Consider the following 17,415-nt stretch of genomic DNA (forward strand, 5'->3'; position numbering starts at 1 on the left):
TATTTTCGACGCTATAAAAGAGCAAAAGGTATTCCAGTCTTGATTTTTCGACCGAATTACCCAAAAACATGTCAAAATTACATAAAAAAAAAGCCTCCAAGGAGACTTTTTAGTAGTAATTATGATATCGAATATTAATATTCGTCCTCGTTCCAGAGGTAGTCTTCTTCCGTAGGATAGTCCGGCCAAATTTCTTCGATAGATTCATATATCTCGCCACCTTCTTCTTCCATAGACTGTAAATTTTCTACGACTTCTAATGGGGCTCCAGTTCTGATGGAGTAATCTATTAACTCATCTTTACTTGCCGGCCAAGGTGCATCACTCAAATAAGATGCTAATTCTAATGTCCAATACATAGTAATTGTTTGATTTTAATTTTTTGCAAAAGTAATTTTTAAATCGAGACAGCAAAGAAATTAAGTGTAAATTTCAAGTTATCGTGATATTTTTTTTGCATTTGTTTATTGATAACGAATAAATTACGGAATTATTAGTCCTTTTTTTTAGGGATCCATTTTATTTCATTCGCATGTAGATTATACGACAATTTTCGTGCCAATACAAATAGATAATCAGAAAGTCTATTTAAGAACATTAAAACGTTCGTATCAAATGGTTCAGATTCGTATAATAAAGTTGCTATTCTTTCTGCTCTTCTACAAACAGTTCTTGCTATATGACAGTATGACACTGTGGTGTGGCCCCCAGGAAGAATAAAATGTGTCATTTGTGGAAGTTCACCATCCATTTCATCAATAGCCTGTTCTAAAAATTTAATTTCAGAAAGACCAACTTTCGTGATTTTTAATCTTTCTTCACCATTTTTAAGAATTTCTTTTTCTGGATCTGTGGCTAAAATAGCGCCTACCGTAAACAAGTGTTGTTGAATTACTATCAATTGTTGTTGGTGGGTTTCATCTACCTTTTGATCTCTAATAAGGCCAAGCCAAGAATTTAATTCATCTACCGTTCCATAACTATCAATACGTATATGATGCTTGGGCACGCGCGTGCCTCCAAAAAGACCTGTTGTACCGTCATCACCTGTTTTGGTATATACTTTCATTTTAAATTTTCTGGAGTTAAGCTATAAACGAGGTTGTTTGATAATCGTAAGATGGGCAGTGGTAAGAATACTTCTATTCTTCATTTTTGGATTTACGCTTGTAATCTTCCATGAACTTTCTAGATTTACGAGCGTTAGATTTACCCTTGTTTGTTATTCGTATGGCTATGTAAATAGCGAATACAACCCCTAATACAATATATATAGTATTATTCTGCATTGTAAATTACTTTAGTTTAAAATTACTGGTTTAAATCCGTATTTTAAAATGTTCCTTTTCTTGTTCTTTTCTAAAGAAAACGAGACCACAATAAAAGAGATCAATGGTGACACGAACATGCTTTAATTCTTTCAGTTGCATCCATTTTTCGAAATTCTGTCGATTTTTATGAATTCCGTCTAAAAGCAACATCGAATCATTTGATAATTTATTCATATTAAATTCGGTCTCATCTAAATCGGACATCTTACCAAAAACAATATCGGCGTGGCTATCAACGATGGATATACTTGGGCAATTCTTTTTTATTTTTTCTTCGGATATTTTATCGGACTTCAATAACTGAAGCGTTTTATATTCAAAATAAGTAAGACTCTTAACAAGTATTTTTAAGGATATTGGAAGCTTAATTTTCGTTTTTCGGTAAAGGCATTTGGTGACATAGTTATATACGAAAGGTGAATGTACACCGTGTTGGTTGGTGGCAGAAAAAAGAAATTTTAAATAAGAAATTAAGCGGTACACGTTTTACTTTTTCAATTTTGCCAAAAGTAAGAATAGTGATGCAACTAATATATTATAGGGAACGATTATTATTAGTAAGTAGTAAGTACAGGTAAGAAATGGGGCAGGTGAAGATCGGGGGCGAAAAGGAAATTTAATAATGGTATTAAGAAAGTTTAGCTCTGTTCAATTTCGTAGCGAACTTTAAAGCCTTGATCACTCTGTTGTTTTTGTTCTTGTACAACCTTGCAACTTCGATCGTGTTTTCGGTTTCGATAGTCGGAACAACGATATCATTATTTTCAATTGTCTCAACCATCTCTACTTGTACAGTTTCGATCTCTAAAGAAACGTTCTCTTCGTTAGCCTGTGCCTGAGCGAAGAAACATGTGAAGAAAAGAGCGGTTAAAAGAATAATTGATTTCATAATATTTGTTTTACACTGCTAAAGTACAGGCAAGACCAAACATATTTTGCCGCTCGTCGTCGGTTACTATTTAACTATAGACGAATGGTAATTAGGGTTCGATTATTAATTTGAGCGAACTGTGAATTTCTAGTATATCAGCATAGGAAAACAAGCGTATCGGCTGTAGGCATTGATGTTGTTTGAGTTTTGCGTTTTGATAAAGCTAACTATAGAATGAAGTACGATGCCCGGCCGAACTGTCATTGCATCTTGAAATTGAATTTGATTTTTGAGCTTGAACTTGATTTTTTAACTTGAATGTAAAGTAGGTTACGGTAAGAAATGGGATAGGTGAAGATCGGGGGCGAAAAGGAAATTTGATAATTTTATTAAGAAAGTTTAGCTCTGTTCAATTTAGTAGCGAACTTTAAAGCCTTGATTACCCTGTTGTTTTTGTTCTTGTATAATCTTGCAACTTCGATCGTGTTTTCGTTTTCGATAGTTGGAACAACGATATCATTACTTTCAATTGTCTCAACCATCTTTACTTGTACAGTTTCGATCTCTAAAGAAACATTCTCTTCGTTAGCCTGTGCCTGAGCGAAGAAACATGTGAAGAAAAGAGCGGTTAAAAGAATAATTGATTTCATAATATTTGTTTTACACTGCTAAAGTACAGGCAAGAACAAACATATTTTGCCGCTCATAGTTGGGCGACATTTAACTATAGACGAATGGTAAAAACCATTCGTCTACTATTTTAATCAAGTATTGAAAATATAATTTTGGGAGATGTAAAATTATTTATCCCTCCATAAGGGCAGAGAGTTCAAACCACCTTTCGGTTTTGTTATCTATTGCATCGGTAATGTCGTTCAACTCAATAGATAGATTCTTAATCTCATCACCACTTAACGAACCATCGGTGAATTTTTCTTGTAGCGCAACTTTAGATTTCTCCAGTTTTTGAATCTCTCTTTCCAACTTTTTAAATTCTTGTTGCTCTGCGTATGAGATTTTGGTAGTGGTGTCAGCTTCTTTCCAATTGGTCTTATTGCTAGATTGAGATTCTTTCTGCTCTCTTTTTTCTTGAATCTGGCTGTCTTCATAAGCACGATAATCAGAATAGTTTCCAGGAAAATCCTCTACCACCGCATCGCCCCTAAATACAAATAGGTGATCTACGATCTTATCCATAAAGTAACGATCATGAGATACTACCATTAAACATCCTTGAAAATCCATTAAGAAGCTTTCTAGAACATTTAAGGTAACAATGTCCAAATCGTTGGTAGGTTCATCTAGTATCAAGAAATTAGGATTCTGTATCAATATGGTACACAGATAAAGTCTTTTACGCTCTCCGCCACTTAATTTGTCCACAAAATCGTATTGCTTTTTTCTATCGAATAGAAAACGTTCCAATAACTGTTGTGCAGATATTTGTCTCCCTTTCATTAAAGGTATGTAATCACCAAATTCGCGAATTACATCTATGACCTTTTGACCTTCCTTTATTTTGATGCCTTTCTGGGTATAGTACCCAAATTTTATGGTGTCACCAACAATTACCTTACCGCTGTCTGGTTGGTCGCGTCCGCTTAGTATATTTAAAAATGTAGATTTACCCGTACCGTTCTTACCTATAATGCCAATACGCTCCCCTTTTTGAAAAACATATTCAAACTTGTCTAGAATAGGTTTGTTTGGAAAAGACTTCGATATTTTATGGAGCTCAAGAATTTTACTTCCCATACGCTCCATATTCAATTCTAGCTGAACTTGGTGGTCTTTTCTACGTTGACTTGCTTTATCTTTTATTACGGCAAAATCATCTATTCTAGATTTAGATTTGGTAGTACGAGCTTTTGGTTGCCTGCGCATCCAGGCCAGTTCTTTTTTAAAAAGAAGTTCTGTTTTATGATGTTCTACGGCTTCTTGTTCTATACGGGCTTCTTTCTTCTCCAAGTAATAAGAGTAGTTGCCTTTGTATGGATATAATTTACCGTTTTCGAGTTCTATGATTTCGTTGCATACGCGTTCCAAAAAGTATCTGTCGTGCGTAACCATGAACAAGGTCATGTTCTCTTTAGCAAAAAATTCTTCTAACCATTCGATCATTTCTAAATCTAAATGGTTGGTAGGCTCATCTAATACTAAAAGGTCTGGCTTGTTAATTAACGCATTTGCCAATGCCAAACGCTTTTTCTGTCCGCCGGATAATTTATCTACTTTGGCGGTTAGATCATCTAACTTTAACTTAGAAAGGATCTGTTTGTACTGGGTCTCAAAATCCCATGCCTGAAAACGATCCATAGCTTCAAATGCCTTTTGATATGCATCTGCATCTTCTGGATTTTGAAGGGCTTTCTCGTAATTTTTAATAACCTCAAGAACTTCATTGTCAGAAGCAAAAATAGTTTCCTCAATGGTTAAATTTGGATCCATTACAGGTTCTTGAGCAAGAAAAGATACCCGGGTAGATTTACGATAGTTTACCTGACCGCTGTCTGGGGTGTCGGCACCGGAAAGTATGTTAAGTATCGATGTTTTTCCTGTACCGTTTTTAGCGATCAAGGCTATTTTTTGGTCTTTGTTGATGCCAAAAGAAAGGTTATCAAAAAGTACCCTTTCGCCATAGGATTTTGAAATATTTTCAACCGTAAGTAAATTCATATAAGGATCACTAAATTTTATTTTTTGATTGAGATTTCTTTTCTAATATGATGTATCAAGTACAAGTAGCGCATAGCTAAAGCTAACATTATCAAGATTAATAATATTGAAAACACTTGAATTTTAAAAACCCATAATACACATGTAATACCTAATAAAATGGTTAGAAAAATGGTGTAGGTAAGCATCCATTTGGGTATTGTTTTCTTTACTAGTATAAATGCAATAACAAGGTTAGGGGCAAAAGCCCAAAGCGCATTAAAATTTGCCTTAGTCGCTAAGTGATCCGTCGCAAACCATAAAAAGGCAATTAACACACCTGCTATTCCTGTGATAAAAAAGAGAGCAAAATCTAACCACTTACTTCGTTCTCTATTATTATAGTCCTTAAAGGTGATATAGCCAACTAGTAGTACCAATAGTCCCAACCAATAGGCAGGGCTTAAATAAAACGGAGAATCATCTACTTGTTCAGGAATATCGACCAAAACGGTTTCTTCGTTGACTATTGGTTTACCGTTTATAGTAGTATGCTTCATTTGTTCATAAACATAAATAGGAAGAAACAAATGCTCGTACGGACTCGCCTTACGGTCAATTACAGAACCCAATGCCAGGTCTATGCCGAAGTTGGACCAAGTGTTGGGGTTTAATTTTAGGCGAATTAATTCTCTAAACGTAAGATGTTCTTTTAAGTAACTATAATCAAAATCAAAGTCACTACCCAAGGTCTTTTCAAAAACCATTGGTATACGAGTAGCACAATTATCAAAAAGAAAATCGTATTTGTATTTTTTATTTTCCGGCAACAAATTGTGCTCTAAAAATGTAACAATAGCATTGCGTTGCTCTAAGGTTAAATCTAAACTTTGCTCTCGTACCCACCTTTTTTCTTGCTGATACCCATATTTAAAATATTTAAACGGTATACGTGAAATGGTATAGGAAAGCTTACCACGGGTAAAATTCAAATAGAAGTTGGGGTCCTCAAAGTCATAGGTGCCATAACCGTAAACTTCATCAATACCTAGCGTCGGGTCTTGTAAACGAATTGCACTATGCCCAAATTTTGCAGCCAATTCTTCGCCTGTACCTACCGTTAAAAGACTTATTTTAGATAACGGAGATAGCTGGGCATTTTGAGAGTACCCACAAAATGCGGAGAAAAGTATTAGGAATAAGAAAGTGATTTTTTTGAACATAACCGTACTAGTCCATAGCAGGTACAAAGATGCGAATAATAACAGACTTCGCTGATATTGGTTTTTTATAATTTTTTGTAAAAGGCATTTACTTGTGTTTATGAATCTGTTTAAATGAAAAAGCCACCTAAATTAGGTGGCTTTTAAAATCTAATACTAGATAAGATTACTATGAAATAGTTACCACAAGATCATCTTGCTTTACCATACTGCCTTCCTTTAAGCTAATGGATTGTACTGTACCCGACTTATATGCTGTAACCGTTGTTTCCATTTTCATGGCTTCAATAACGAATAACGGATCGTTTTCTTTTACGTCTTGACCTTTTTTGACTAAAACTTTATACAATGAACCTTGTAAAGGAGCACCGATTTGATCGGTATTAGCCGAATCTATTTTTTCATTTTCCTCAATTTTTAAATTCAAGGAAGTGTCTAAAACATCAACGAATCTATTTTCCCCGTTTACTTGAAAGAATACGGTTCTCATACCCAGCTCATTCGGTATACCTACAGATAGTAATCTTATTATTACCGTTTTACCAGGTTCTAACTCTATTAAGGTTTCTTCACGTAATTTCATTCCGTAGAAGAAATGTTTGGTAGGTACCAGTGCTAAGTTGCCGTAAAGCTTATAATTCTCATGAGCTTTCTTGAATACCTTTGGGTAAAGGGTGTATGAAAGAAAATCTTCCATTTCAATGGCACGTGTAAATCCTTTTTGAAATTTCTTTTTAAAGGCTTTGAATTCCTTGTCAAAATCAGTTGGAGCCAAATGGGCATTAGGTCTATTCTTATATGGTTTTTTATTTTTAAGAATTATTTTTTGAAGCTTTTTAGGAAATCCGCCAACGGGCTGACCTAAATCTCCCATAAAGAAACTTATAACAGATTCTGGAAACGAAATTTCTTCTCCACGTGTCATTACATCTTCAGTAGTAAGTTCATTCGTTACCAAGAATATAGCCATGTCGCCAACTACTTTTGAACTCGGTGTAACTTTAATCAGGTTTCCAAATAGTTTATTGACATCGGCATACATTTTCTTTACTTCATCAAAGCGGTCTCCAAGTCCCAATGCTGTTGCTTGCGGACGTAAGTTTGAATACTGCCCACCAGGTATTTCATGACCATATACTTCTGCGGTACCAGATTTTAATCCCGATTCAAATGGGTAGTATAATTCTCTGGTATCTTCCCAGAAATTAGAGAACTGATTCAGCTTCGGCATATCAAACTCATGTGCCCTTGGCTGACCCTTCATCATTTCAACTACCGAATTAAAGTTGGGCTGAGATGTTAAGCCGGATAATCCGCCTAGCGCTACATCGACCACATCAACACCTGCTTCGATAGCCTTTAAATACATAGCCGTTTGTAATGAGGAGGTGTCATGCGTATGTAAATGAATAGGTAACTTTACCGTGTCCTTTAATGCGGTTACCAGTTCTGTGGCAGCATAGGGTTTTAATAGACCCGCCATGTCTTTTATGGCAATCATATGCGCACCGGCATTTTCTAGGTCTTTTGCTAGCTGAGTGTAATATTTTAAGTTGTACTTGGTTTCGTTTACATCTAGAATATCACCCGTATAACTCAACGCTGCTTCTGCAATTCCACCTGTTTTATTACGTACATAATTAATGCTGGGCTCCATGGCTTTTACCCAGTTGAGCGAATCAAAAATCCTGAATATATCTACGCCGTTCTCCCAAGATTTCTCAACGAATTTTTCAATTAAATTATCTGGGTATGCTTTATAACCTACTCCGTTTGATCCACGTAATAACATTTGGAACAATATATTAGGTACTGCCTTACGAAGTTCACGTAGTCGTGTCCACGGACTTTCATGTAAGAATCGCATACAAACATCAAAAGTTGCCCCTCCCCAAACTTCCATACTAAAAGTATTCGGGTGATTTTTAGCATAGCTTTCAGCAACACGCAACATGTCATAGGTACGCATTCTTGTTGCCAATAGAGACTGATGGGCATCTCGCATGGTGGTGTCCGTGAAATGAATCTTCTTTTCATCCATTAACCAAGCACAAAATTTCTCGGGACCCATTTCGGTCAGCATATCTTTTGTTCCTTTCGGATGTGCTTCTAATGGATTGAATTTAGGAACCTTCGCGTTTCTAAAGACTTTGTTTTCGTCTATATACTTAACATCGGAATTACCGTTTACAATAACTTCCGCTAAGAAATTAACTACCTTAGATGTTCTGTCTTGGGGTAGTTTAATATCAAATAGGGCAGGCGTATTTTGAATAAAATTAACTGTTACCTTGCCATCTTTGAATGTTGGGTGCTGAATAACATTCTGTAAAAAGTGAATGTTGGTTTTTACACCTCTAATTCTAAATTCCTTTAAGGCGCGAACCATTTTACGGGTTGCACCATCTAATGTTCTACCGTGAGACGATACCTTGACTAACATAGAATCAAAAAACGGACTTACTTGGTAGCCCTGATAAATACTACCCGCATCTAAACGAATACCCATACCGGAAGCACTTCTATATGTAGTTACGGTACCGTAATCTGGGGTAAAGTTGTTTGCTGGGTCTTCTGTTGTTAATCTGCATTGTAAAGCAAAGCCGTAGGTGGCAATGGTTTCTTGTCCGTATATTTTAATTTGCTGACTGTCTAGCTTGTAATTTCCGGCGACAAAGATTTGTGTTTTTACCAAATCTATTCCAGTAACCATTTCCGTTACCGTATGTTCTACTTGAATTCTAGGGTTAACTTCAATGAAATAGATGTTGTCGTCCCTATCTACCAAAAACTCTACGGTACCTATATTATTATAGTTGACCTCTTTGGCAATATCAACGGCATATTTGTACAAGTTCTGTTTAACCTCTTCATTTAAATTGTGCGAAGGTGCAATCTCTACCACTTTTTGATGACGGCGTTGTACAGAGCAGTCGCGTTCGTGCAAGTGACGAATATTACCATGGTTATCGGCAACGATCTGTACTTCTATATGCTTGGGTTCTTCAACATATTTTTCAAGAAACATGGTATCATCGCCAAAAGCATTTAGGGCTTCATTTCGGGCAGAGTCAAAATTCATTTCTATATCTTCATCTTTTCTAATGATTCTCATGCCTCTTCCTCCACCACCAGATGCAGCTTTCAGCATTATTGGGTATCCAATTTTAGTTGCTTCTGCCAAAGCAACTTTTACAGAGGTCAGTTTCTTTTTGTTGCTCTCTATAATGGGTACGTTACATTTTACCGCAACTTTCTTTGCCGTTATCTTATCTCCTAAGGCATCCATTACTTTTGGATCCGGACCTATGAAAATGATATCATTGGCGGCACATTGCCTTGCAAATTCAGAGTTTTCAGATAGAAAGCCGTACCCTGGGTGAATGGCGTCTACATTCTTCGCTTTTGCCAAGGCAATAATTTGTGGAATATCTAAATATGGTTTTAATGGCTGATTGTCTTCACCTATTTGGTAAGACTCATCTGCTTTGTTTCGGTGTTGAGAATATCGGTCTTCATAAGTGTAAATGGCAACCGTCTTAATATTTAATTCGGTGCAGGCTCGTAATACACGTATAGCAATCTCACTTCGGTTAGCTACTAAAACCTTTTTAATCTTCATTTCTTGACAACATTTTAATGGTTAGTGTTATTTAATTTTGTTACAAAATTTCATTTTTTAGTGTAAATTGTTACAAAGGCTATAATTTAATTCTAATATATTAACTAAACAATGCTATGCATGCATAATATTTTTCATATCCTATTTATTTTGTGATATGTTGCTGTAAAAGTTAGGTTTTAATTTAAAGAAATCCACATAACTCCTAGTAAATCTGTAGATTATATCGATGTTTTTGGATTAAGTTATCATTAATGCTCGTAAAGCATGCCTGTTGCCTAGTGGTATTTTTCTTGCGAATATCTTTGCCACCGTTTAATTATATTATTTTTAGAGCAAATATTTTAGGATAGACCCAAAAGCAGGTTTGTTTTATACTTTACTTTAATGATTATGAAAAAACATATTCCAAATTTTATAACTCTTTTAAATGTTTTTTGCGGTTGTGTAGCTGCTGTTTTTGCCGTGTTGAACAAATTGGAAATTGCCGCTATTTTTGTAGCGTTAGGTATTTTCTTTGATTTTTTTGATGGATTGGCGGCACGTGCCCTTGATGTGAAAAGTGAATTGGGTTTACAGTTAGATTCGCTTGCGGACATGATTACGAGCGGACTAGTTCCCGGTATTGTTATGTTTCAATTATTGGCAATGTCTCAAACCAGTGGATGGGGAGATGGTTCTCACTTTTTTTTAGAAAGTAGTTCTCTCCAATTTAAAAATTTATTACCGTTTTTTGGGTTTGTAATTACGATGGCATCTGGCTATAGATTGGCTAAATTTAATATTGATGAAAATCAGACCTCTTCTTTTATAGGGCTACCAACACCGGCAAATGCCTTATTGATACTTTCCTTGCCACTTATATTGATGTATCAGAATAATGAATTTCTAAATACATTGATTCTTAACCAATGGTTCTTATTTATTTTGACTATCCTAAGTGCTTATTTGTTAAATGCCAATATACCATTGTTCGCCTTAAAGTTTAAAAATACAAGTTTTAAGGATAATGCTATGCGGTATATCTTTATCATTATTAGTTTGGTGTTAATTGTAACCATGAAATTCATGGCTATTCCTTTAATTATTCTGTTTTATGTAGTAAGTTCTATTATACAAGAGAGACTTTAATAATACATTAAATAGGAAGAAGCATTATGGAAAATGAAGAATATGAATATTGGTTAAGCGGTCCTATACCCAATGTGCCTAATTTATTACAACCAGCCGCACATGCTTTATTACAGAGCGAGCGAGAATTAAAGAAATACACTGAAGATTTCCCTAAGGAATTATTATGGGCGAAAACCGCCGGTAGGGCTTCCGTTGGTTTCCATATGAATCATATAACTGGTGTATTGGATAGAATGATCACCTATGCAAAAGGTGAATCGTTATCAGAGGAGCAGTTTCAATTTCTAAAAGCTGAGGGTTCTTTTAATCTAACTACTGAAGTAGCCGATTTGCAAGAGCAGTTTTCAACAAAGGTTGCGGAAGCTTTAGCATATTTTAAAACGTTACCAGAATCATCACTTTCTGAAAAAAGAACGGTGGGTAGAAAGAAATTGCCATCTACCGTAATCGGTCTCTTATTTCACGCTGCGGAGCATAGCCAAAGGCATATTGGTCAGTTATTGGTGACCGTTAGTGTACTGCAATCAAAGCTTTGATGAATCATTTTAATTAGTATTTACTAAGAGTATGGATACATCGGTAATAATCATCGGCGCAGGATTATCGGGTTTATTGACGGCATATCGTTTGCAAGAATTGGGTTTTGATGTTAAAGTATTAGAGGCACGAGATAGAATTGGTGGAAGAATACACACTTTACAATCGGGGAATACTAAAGTTGAAATGGGTGCTACATGGTTTAATGATAGTCATTTTCATTTATTGGACGTTGTAGAAGAATTCAAGGTTCCCTATTTTGAACAATTTATGACCGGTATCTCTTATTTTCAGACCTTTTCAAATGTGCCGCCTCAAGAAATAACGGTGCCGAATGATAGTCCTAGTTACCGATTTAAAAACGGAACTATTGATTTACTCAATTCAATAGCTGCTAAACTGAAACCAAATACCATCTTTTTAAGTGAAGAGGTTAATGAGGTTAATGTTTCAGAAAATAGCGCTGAGGTGAAAACAGTTGCTCGTACTTTAAATACAGATATCGTTATTACCACATTGCCACCAGCAGCATTAATAGATCAAATAACATTTACACCTCACTTACCTAATGAATTGGTTTCTTTAGCAGAACAAACCCACACTTGGATGCAAGATTCCATTAAAGTTGCCCTAACCTATAAAAAGCCGTTTTGGAGAACGCAAGGTAAGTCGGGAACGATATTTAGTAATGTGGGACCTTTGACCGAATTCTACGATCAATCTAATCTAGAAAATGAATCGTATGCCTTAGTTGGTTTTGCTTCGGGCAGCTGTGCTCGTTTCACTAAAGAACAGCGAATTGAAAAAATCGAGGCACAATTGAAATTGGTTTTTGGTGATGATTCCCTAAATTATGAATCGTATCATGAAACTGCATGGTATCAAGAAGAATTCACCAAATCTCATAGACAGGCAGATAATTTGTTTCCACATCAAAATGGAGGACATTCATTGTATCAAGAACCTTTATTTGATAATAAATTGTTTATTTCTGGTGCAGAAACATCAAAACATCACTCTGGTTACATGGAAGGCGCTATTTTTGCAGCTGAATCTGTTGTTGCAAAACTGAAAGGTTTGCACATAACACAGTCATAAATACATGTCAGTTACCTTATTGTCGTCTCCATTACAGGGCTTTACCGATTTTAGATTCCGTAATGCTTTCCATAAATATTTTGGAGGTATCGATACCTTCTATGCACCATACATTCGTTTAAACGGTAAAATGGTGATTAAAAATTCGTATCAAAAAGATCTTCAGCCAGAAAACAATACTACTTTAGAGGTAATACCTCAAGTAATGACGGGTGATGCAGATGAGTTTTTGTTCGTCATTAAATACATACAGAGTTTAGGGTATAAAGAACTAAACTGGATTTTGGGTTGTCCATATCCTATGGTTACAAAACAAGGTATGGGTAGTGGACTCATTTGTAATCCGGAGAAAATTGACCATATTTTAAAACGCGCCCACGAAGAAACCGATGTGGTGGTATCCATGAAAATGCGAATGGGTTATGAAAATGCAGAAGAGATTTTAGACGTTTTTCCTATTCTAGATAAGTATCCGTTAAAGAATATAGCCATCCACGCACGTATAGGCAAGCAACTGTATAAAGGCGGAGTAGATTTAGATGCTTTTCAGAACTGTACGGAAAGTACCAAACATACATTATATTATAATGGTGATATTACTACTGTAGCTAAGTTTCAGGAAATGAAAGAGCGTTTTCCTAATATTGAGCATTTTATGATGGGAAGAGGGTTAATTGCCGACCCATTTCTACCAAGTATGATCAAGAACAATACCACCGAATACCCAAAAGACCGCTGGAAGATTTTTTCGGAATTTCATGATACGATATACCAGCAATATGATGAAGCTTTATCTGGACCAACACCTATTAAAATGAAAATGAGAGGATTTTGGGAGTATTTTGCACTGTCAACATCTAATCCGCACAAAGCATTCAAGAAAATAAAAAAGGCTAATAATCCGAGAGCATATCAACAAGCGGTGCGTGAGATATTGAATAATGAGTAGAGTAACGGTTATCTTTGCAGTATTGTTCTAAAAATCGCTTGTGAAAGACCTTCTTTTAATAACACCTCCTTTTACCCAGTTAAATACTCCGTATCCGGCAACGGCTTATATTAAAGGGTTTTTGAATACAAAAGGTATTTCTTCTTTTCAGTCCGATTTAGGAATAGAGGTAATTCTATCCCTCTTCAATAAAAATACATTTCAAAAACTATTCGAAATAGCCTACGAAACAGATGCTATTGTTACTGAAAACACGCAAAGAATATATGCCCTTAGACATGAGTATCTAAAAACATTAGACGCTATAATCCTATTTTTACAGGGTAAAAATGACACCTTGGCTAGGCAATTATGTACCGATAATTTTTTGCCACAAGCTTCTCGTTTCGAGCAGTTAGATGATTTAGAATGGGCTTTTGGCACTATGGGTATGCAAGATAAAGCCAAGCATTTGGCAACCTTGTATCTTGAAGATCTTTCAGATTTTATTGTAGAATGCATTGACCCAAATTTCGGATTCAGTAGGTATGCAGAACGTTTAGGACGCAGTGCCAATTCATTCGATGAGCTTTATAAACATCTAAACGAAGAGCTCACTTTTATTGATGAGTTAACGCTAAAGATTTTAAAAGAACAATTAGAAGAAGTACAACCTAAATTGGTGTGCTTTTCGGTTCCTTTTCCTGGTAATTTATATAGTGCTTTTCGTTGTGCCCAATTTATAAAAGCAAATTATCCTGATGTAAAAATTGCCATGGGTGGCGGCTTTCCCAATACAGAACTTCGTAGTCTTACCGATGTTCGTGTGTTTGAATTCTTTGATTTTATTTCGTTGGATGATGGTGAACTTCCGTTAGAGCTTGTTCATCAATATGTAAGTGATGGTGAAGGGGAGTTAAAACGGACATTTATTTTAGAGGATAATAAAGTTGTTTATAAAAATGATAGTAAACAGCCAGATTATAAGCAGCAAGAGGTTGGTACGCCAGATTATTCGGATTTGTTATTGGATCAGTATGTTTCGGTCATTGAAATTGCCAACCCCATGCACAGTTTATGGAGCGATGGTCGTTGGAACAAATTAACCATGGCACATGGTTGCTATTGGGGGAAATGTACATTTTGCGACATCTCTTTAGATTATATTAAAATTTACGAGCCGGTTGCAGCTAGTATGTTGGTAGATCGCGTAGAAGCTTTGATGGAACAAACCGGTGAATCCGGGTTTCATTTTGTTGATGAAGCGGCACCACCTTCTTTAATGAAAGCTTTTGCTTTGGAGGTACTTAAAAGAAACCTAACCATTACTTGGTGGACGAATATCAGGTTTGAGAAAAACTTTACCCAAGATCTTTGCTACCTCTTAAAAGCATCGGGCTGTATTGCGGTTTCCGGTGGGTTGGAAGTAGCCTCTGACCGACTTCTTAAACTAATAGATAAAGGCGTTACTGTAGCACAAGTGGCGCAAGTAACACGAAATTTTACCGAAGCGAATATCATGGTACATTCGTATTTAATGTACGGCTACCCAACGCAGACTGTTCAAGAAACGGTAGATAGTTTAGAAATGGTGCGTCAGTTGTTTGAATTAGGTATTATACAATCCGGTTTTTGGCATCAGTTTGCATTGACCGCTCATAGTCCGGTAGGTTTGCATCCGGAAGAATACGGGGTCCTGCCCGATTTGAAAAACATCAGCTTTGCAAACAATGATATTGATTTTAAAGATGAAACGGGCATCGACCATAGTATTTTTAGCTTTGGGTTAAAAAAATCGCTCTTCAATTTTATGCACGGTATCGGTTTTGATATGGGTCTGCAAGAATGGTTCGATTTCGATATTCCGCAGTCTACCATATCACCCGATTATATCTATGATTGCTTGCAACAGGAAGTTGTCTTAAAAACAAGACCTACGGTAAAAGTTATCTTTATAGGTCAATTGCCATTAGTACAAGAGCACGAAAAAAAGAAAAAAGGGATGATATGGAAACAATTGCAAATGTATTTTCATTCCACTTCAGATGCCTATGAAATTACGGTAGATAGAGAGCAAGGGCAATGGCTATTAGAAAGTTTAGAAAAACTGCGTCCGGAAAACAAACAGACCACCTACGCACAACTAAAGAAAGATTTTGAGGCGCAATTTGAAGATTTTGAATTGTTCTGGTATTCAAAACAAGTATTAGGATTACGAGAACACGGACTATTAATTCTATAAAAAAAGCTGCATTGAATTTTCAATGCAGCCTCAAAATATAAATTATGGTTTGGTTTATGAATAGGTAAGGGAGTACCCAACTTGAGTACTATACGATTCCGAAAGAATAGAGTCTACAAAAATCCATTCAGAAGTTACTTCTGTCGTGGTAAAAGTGGTCATCATAAAACCTCTTCTAGAAGCATCAAAATAGTTAAGGTCATCAACTAAGGCTATCATGGCATCTTGAAAACCTGTAATTAATTCAGCATTGACATTAGCGCCAAGGTAGGTTTCAAAACCGGGTGAACTAACAGAAGATGTTGCCAATTCTATTCCCACTTCTGATCCATCCGCAGCGGTTAGTGTATTTTGCCAAGCGTTATGGGTATCTCCGGCAAGTGTTACGATCTTTTTACCGTTCAATGCACCGTATATTAATTCACGGTCTATTGGATAGCCGTCCCAGGCATCTAAATTATATGGAATAACAGAGGTCACCCTGGCAGTTTCTTCTGCTGTTAATGTTGGGTCGTTGTTTAATAATCTAAGTTTTATGGTTACCAGTTCTGTAAGTATGGCAGCAAAATTAGGAGAGCCAAATGCAGTTAATAATTCTGCCGGTACATTCATCTTGCCCATTAATACCTGTTGCCCCAATACTTGCCATTTAGCTGAACTGCTGGTTATTTCAGAAATTACCCAATCTCGCTGTGTCGTACCTAAAATAGAACGTGTGGGATCCGTTAATGCAGTTTGGAAGGCTTCGGCATCAAAACCTGTAGCGGTGAAATAATCGGTAATGTTCAATTGTTTGTCCCTCCCGATCAAGCGGGTATCCATCAGTACAAGATTAACTAGGTTCCCAATATTTACGGATCTGTAAATTACGCTGTTATCATCTGCTGAAATTCTTGAGAACGGTAAAAATTCGCTATATGCTTGCAGTGCATTCTGTTTTCTGGCCTCAAAACTACCTTCTGTAGCTTCATCATGGTTTTCTGCGCCTTCTTTATAGGTGTCGTTTGCAATTTCATGATCGTCCCAAACACATATAAACGGCTTTTTTTGATGTGCCAATTGTAAGGAAGCATCTGATCTATATTGTTTGTAACGGGTTCTGTAGTCATCCAAAGAAATAATTTCTCCCGTAGGTTCATGAAAACGGTTCAAGAAAGCATTTTCTTCCGTAGAGCCATACCCGCCGGCGCCATATTCATAAAAATAATCCCCTAAATGAACAATAATGTCAGCATCAGAATTTGCCATGGCATCGTAAACATTGAACAAACCTGCTTGGTAGTTAGAACATGAACACACTGCTAATTTTGCTTGAGTAGCATCTGTTGGTAGGGTAATAGTTTCCCCAACAACAGAAATAGAATTATCCGAAGTGCTTATAAACCTATAATATAATTTTTGATCGGCTTCAAGCTCGGTCAATTCAATAGCAAGTGTGTTATCTCTAGAGCTTTCGGTGGTTATTTTCCCCGTTCTTAAAACGTTGCTAAAATCGTTTTGGGTTGAAACTTCCCAAATGATTTCAACATTTGCAACCATGTAGCGTGTCCAAATTATTACACCGGAATTACTTGGGTCAAAACTGGCAACCCCATAGGTAAAGTTCTGTACCGTTAACTGAGATTCGTCATAATCAACTTGTAAATCGTCATCATCACTGCAGCTTATAAAGTTAGGAGCTAAAATGATACCCCCTGATGCCATTAAGGTTTTTTGAATAAAATTTCTTCTGGTGTTTTTCGTAGTTTTCATTTGGTTCATAGTTTCTTCAAAA

The 17,415-nt window shown here is 36.1% G+C and carries 15 protein-coding genes; 5 read left to right on the forward strand and 10 right to left on the reverse strand.

Going from position 1 to position 17,415, the window contains the following annotated elements; all coding sequences use genetic code 11:
- Positions 1 to 134 precede the first annotated feature (134 nt).
- The 9 genes from DCS95_RS10990 to DCS95_RS11025 all read right to left on the reverse strand — a co-directional run bounded on the left by DCS95_RS10990 (position 135) and on the right by DCS95_RS11025 (position 9,702).
- Positions 135 to 359 (reverse strand): DUF2795 domain-containing protein, encoded by a 225-nt coding sequence (locus DCS95_RS10990; RefSeq protein WP_027064442.1) that lies wholly within the window; start codon positions 357 to 359, stop codon positions 135 to 137.
- Between the two features lie 134 nt (positions 360 to 493).
- Positions 494 to 1,069, reverse strand: a complete 576-nt coding sequence (locus DCS95_RS10995) for a cob(I)yrinic acid a,c-diamide adenosyltransferase (RefSeq protein ID WP_116770816.1) — start codon at positions 1,067 to 1,069, stop codon at positions 494 to 496.
- 73 nt (positions 1,070 to 1,142) lie between these two features.
- A complete protein-coding gene (locus tag DCS95_RS20250) occupies positions 1,143 to 1,289 on the reverse strand; it encodes a hypothetical protein (protein WP_164674169.1) in 147 nt (48 codons plus the stop codon).
- 30 nt (positions 1,290 to 1,319) lie between these two features.
- Positions 1,320 to 1,628 carry a hypothetical protein gene (locus DCS95_RS11000; protein WP_116770817.1) on the reverse strand — a complete coding sequence of 103 codons (309 nt, stop codon included), beginning with the start codon at positions 1,626 to 1,628 and terminating at the stop codon, positions 1,320 to 1,322.
- A gap of 331 nt (positions 1,629 to 1,959) precedes the next feature.
- Positions 1,960 to 2,220 carry a hypothetical protein gene (locus tag DCS95_RS11005; RefSeq protein ID WP_116770818.1) on the reverse strand — a complete coding sequence of 87 codons (261 nt, stop codon included), beginning with the start codon at positions 2,218 to 2,220 and terminating at the stop codon, positions 1,960 to 1,962.
- Between the two features lie 371 nt (positions 2,221 to 2,591).
- Positions 2,592 to 2,852 (reverse strand): hypothetical protein, encoded by a 261-nt coding sequence (locus DCS95_RS11010; protein ID WP_116770819.1) that lies wholly within the window; start codon positions 2,850 to 2,852, stop codon positions 2,592 to 2,594.
- Between the two features lie 154 nt (positions 2,853 to 3,006).
- Positions 3,007 to 4,878: an ABC-F family ATP-binding cassette domain-containing protein gene (locus tag DCS95_RS11015; RefSeq protein WP_116770820.1), complete on the reverse strand. Its 1,872-nt coding sequence runs from the start codon at positions 4,876 to 4,878 to the stop codon at positions 3,007 to 3,009.
- A gap of 17 nt (positions 4,879 to 4,895) precedes the next feature.
- A complete protein-coding gene (locus DCS95_RS11020) occupies positions 4,896 to 6,080 on the reverse strand; it encodes a lipoprotein N-acyltransferase Lnb domain-containing protein (RefSeq protein WP_116770821.1) in 1,185 nt (394 codons plus the stop codon).
- Between the two features lie 169 nt (positions 6,081 to 6,249).
- Positions 6,250 to 9,702 (reverse strand): pyruvate carboxylase, encoded by a 3,453-nt coding sequence (locus tag DCS95_RS11025; protein WP_116770822.1) that lies wholly within the window; start codon positions 9,700 to 9,702, stop codon positions 6,250 to 6,252.
- A gap of 393 nt (positions 9,703 to 10,095) precedes the next feature.
- Between DCS95_RS11025 and DCS95_RS11030 the strand changes: the two genes are divergently transcribed.
- The 5 genes from DCS95_RS11030 to DCS95_RS11050 are packed head-to-tail and all read left to right on the forward strand — an operon-like array spanning position 10,096 to position 15,641.
- Positions 10,096 to 10,833, forward strand: a complete 738-nt coding sequence (locus DCS95_RS11030; protein WP_116770947.1) for a CDP-alcohol phosphatidyltransferase family protein — start codon at positions 10,096 to 10,098, stop codon at positions 10,831 to 10,833.
- Between the two features lie 26 nt (positions 10,834 to 10,859).
- Positions 10,860 to 11,372: a DinB family protein gene (locus tag DCS95_RS11035; RefSeq protein WP_116770823.1), complete on the forward strand. Its 513-nt coding sequence runs from the start codon at positions 10,860 to 10,862 to the stop codon at positions 11,370 to 11,372.
- A gap of 31 nt (positions 11,373 to 11,403) precedes the next feature.
- Positions 11,404 to 12,471, forward strand: coding sequence for a flavin monoamine oxidase family protein (locus tag DCS95_RS11040; protein ID WP_116770824.1), 1,068 nt, complete (start codon positions 11,404 to 11,406; stop codon positions 12,469 to 12,471).
- 4 nt (positions 12,472 to 12,475) lie between these two features.
- A complete protein-coding gene (locus tag DCS95_RS11045; protein WP_116770825.1) occupies positions 12,476 to 13,420 on the forward strand; it encodes a tRNA dihydrouridine synthase in 945 nt (314 codons plus the stop codon).
- A gap of 40 nt (positions 13,421 to 13,460) precedes the next feature.
- Entirely contained in the window at positions 13,461 to 15,641 is a 2,181-nt protein-coding gene (locus DCS95_RS11050) for a B12-binding domain-containing radical SAM protein (RefSeq protein WP_116770826.1), read from the forward strand.
- 54 nt (positions 15,642 to 15,695) lie between these two features.
- On the opposite strand, the gene DCS95_RS11055 is transcribed toward DCS95_RS11050, so the two are convergent.
- Positions 15,696 to 17,393, reverse strand: coding sequence for an alkaline phosphatase D family protein (locus DCS95_RS11055; protein ID WP_116770948.1), 1,698 nt, complete (start codon positions 17,391 to 17,393; stop codon positions 15,696 to 15,698).
- Positions 17,394 to 17,415: the final 22 nt, after the last annotated feature.

The sequence above is a fragment of the Maribacter litoralis genome, assembly GCF_003075045.1.
In the GTDB taxonomy this organism is placed as follows: domain Bacteria; phylum Bacteroidota; class Bacteroidia; order Flavobacteriales; family Flavobacteriaceae; genus Maribacter; species Maribacter litoralis.

Coding starts and splice junctions, on each gene's coding strand:
- DCS95_RS10990 (WP_027064442.1), bottom strand. CDS start 359: ATGTATTGGACATTAGAATTAGCATCTTATTTGAGTGATGCACCTTGG.
- DCS95_RS10995 (WP_116770816.1), bottom strand. CDS start 1,069: ATGAAAGTATATACCAAAACAGGTGATGACGGTACAACAGGTCTTTTT.
- DCS95_RS20250 (WP_164674169.1), bottom strand. CDS start 1,289: ATGCAGAATAATACTATATATATTGTATTAGGGGTTGTATTCGCTATT.
- DCS95_RS11005 (WP_116770818.1), bottom strand. CDS start 2,220: ATGAAATCAATTATTCTTTTAACCGCTCTTTTCTTCACATGTTTCTTC.
- DCS95_RS11010 (WP_116770819.1), bottom strand. CDS start 2,852: ATGAAATCAATTATTCTTTTAACCGCTCTTTTCTTCACATGTTTCTTC.
- DCS95_RS11015 (WP_116770820.1), bottom strand. CDS start 4,878: ATGAATTTACTTACGGTTGAAAATATTTCAAAATCCTATGGCGAAAGG.
- DCS95_RS11020 (WP_116770821.1), bottom strand. CDS start 6,080: ATGTTCAAAAAAATCACTTTCTTATTCCTAATACTTTTCTCCGCATTT.
- DCS95_RS11025 (WP_116770822.1), bottom strand. CDS start 9,702: ATGAAGATTAAAAAGGTTTTAGTAGCTAACCGAAGTGAGATTGCTATA.
- DCS95_RS11030 (WP_116770947.1), top strand. CDS start 10,096: ATGAAAAAACATATTCCAAATTTTATAACTCTTTTAAATGTTTTTTGC.
- DCS95_RS11035 (WP_116770823.1), top strand. CDS start 10,860: ATGGAAAATGAAGAATATGAATATTGGTTAAGCGGTCCTATACCCAAT.
- DCS95_RS11040 (WP_116770824.1), top strand. CDS start 11,404: ATGGATACATCGGTAATAATCATCGGCGCAGGATTATCGGGTTTATTG.
- DCS95_RS11045 (WP_116770825.1), top strand. CDS start 12,476: ATGTCAGTTACCTTATTGTCGTCTCCATTACAGGGCTTTACCGATTTT.
- DCS95_RS11055 (WP_116770948.1), bottom strand. CDS start 17,393: ATGAAAACTACGAAAAACACCAGAAGAAATTTTATTCAAAAAACCTTA.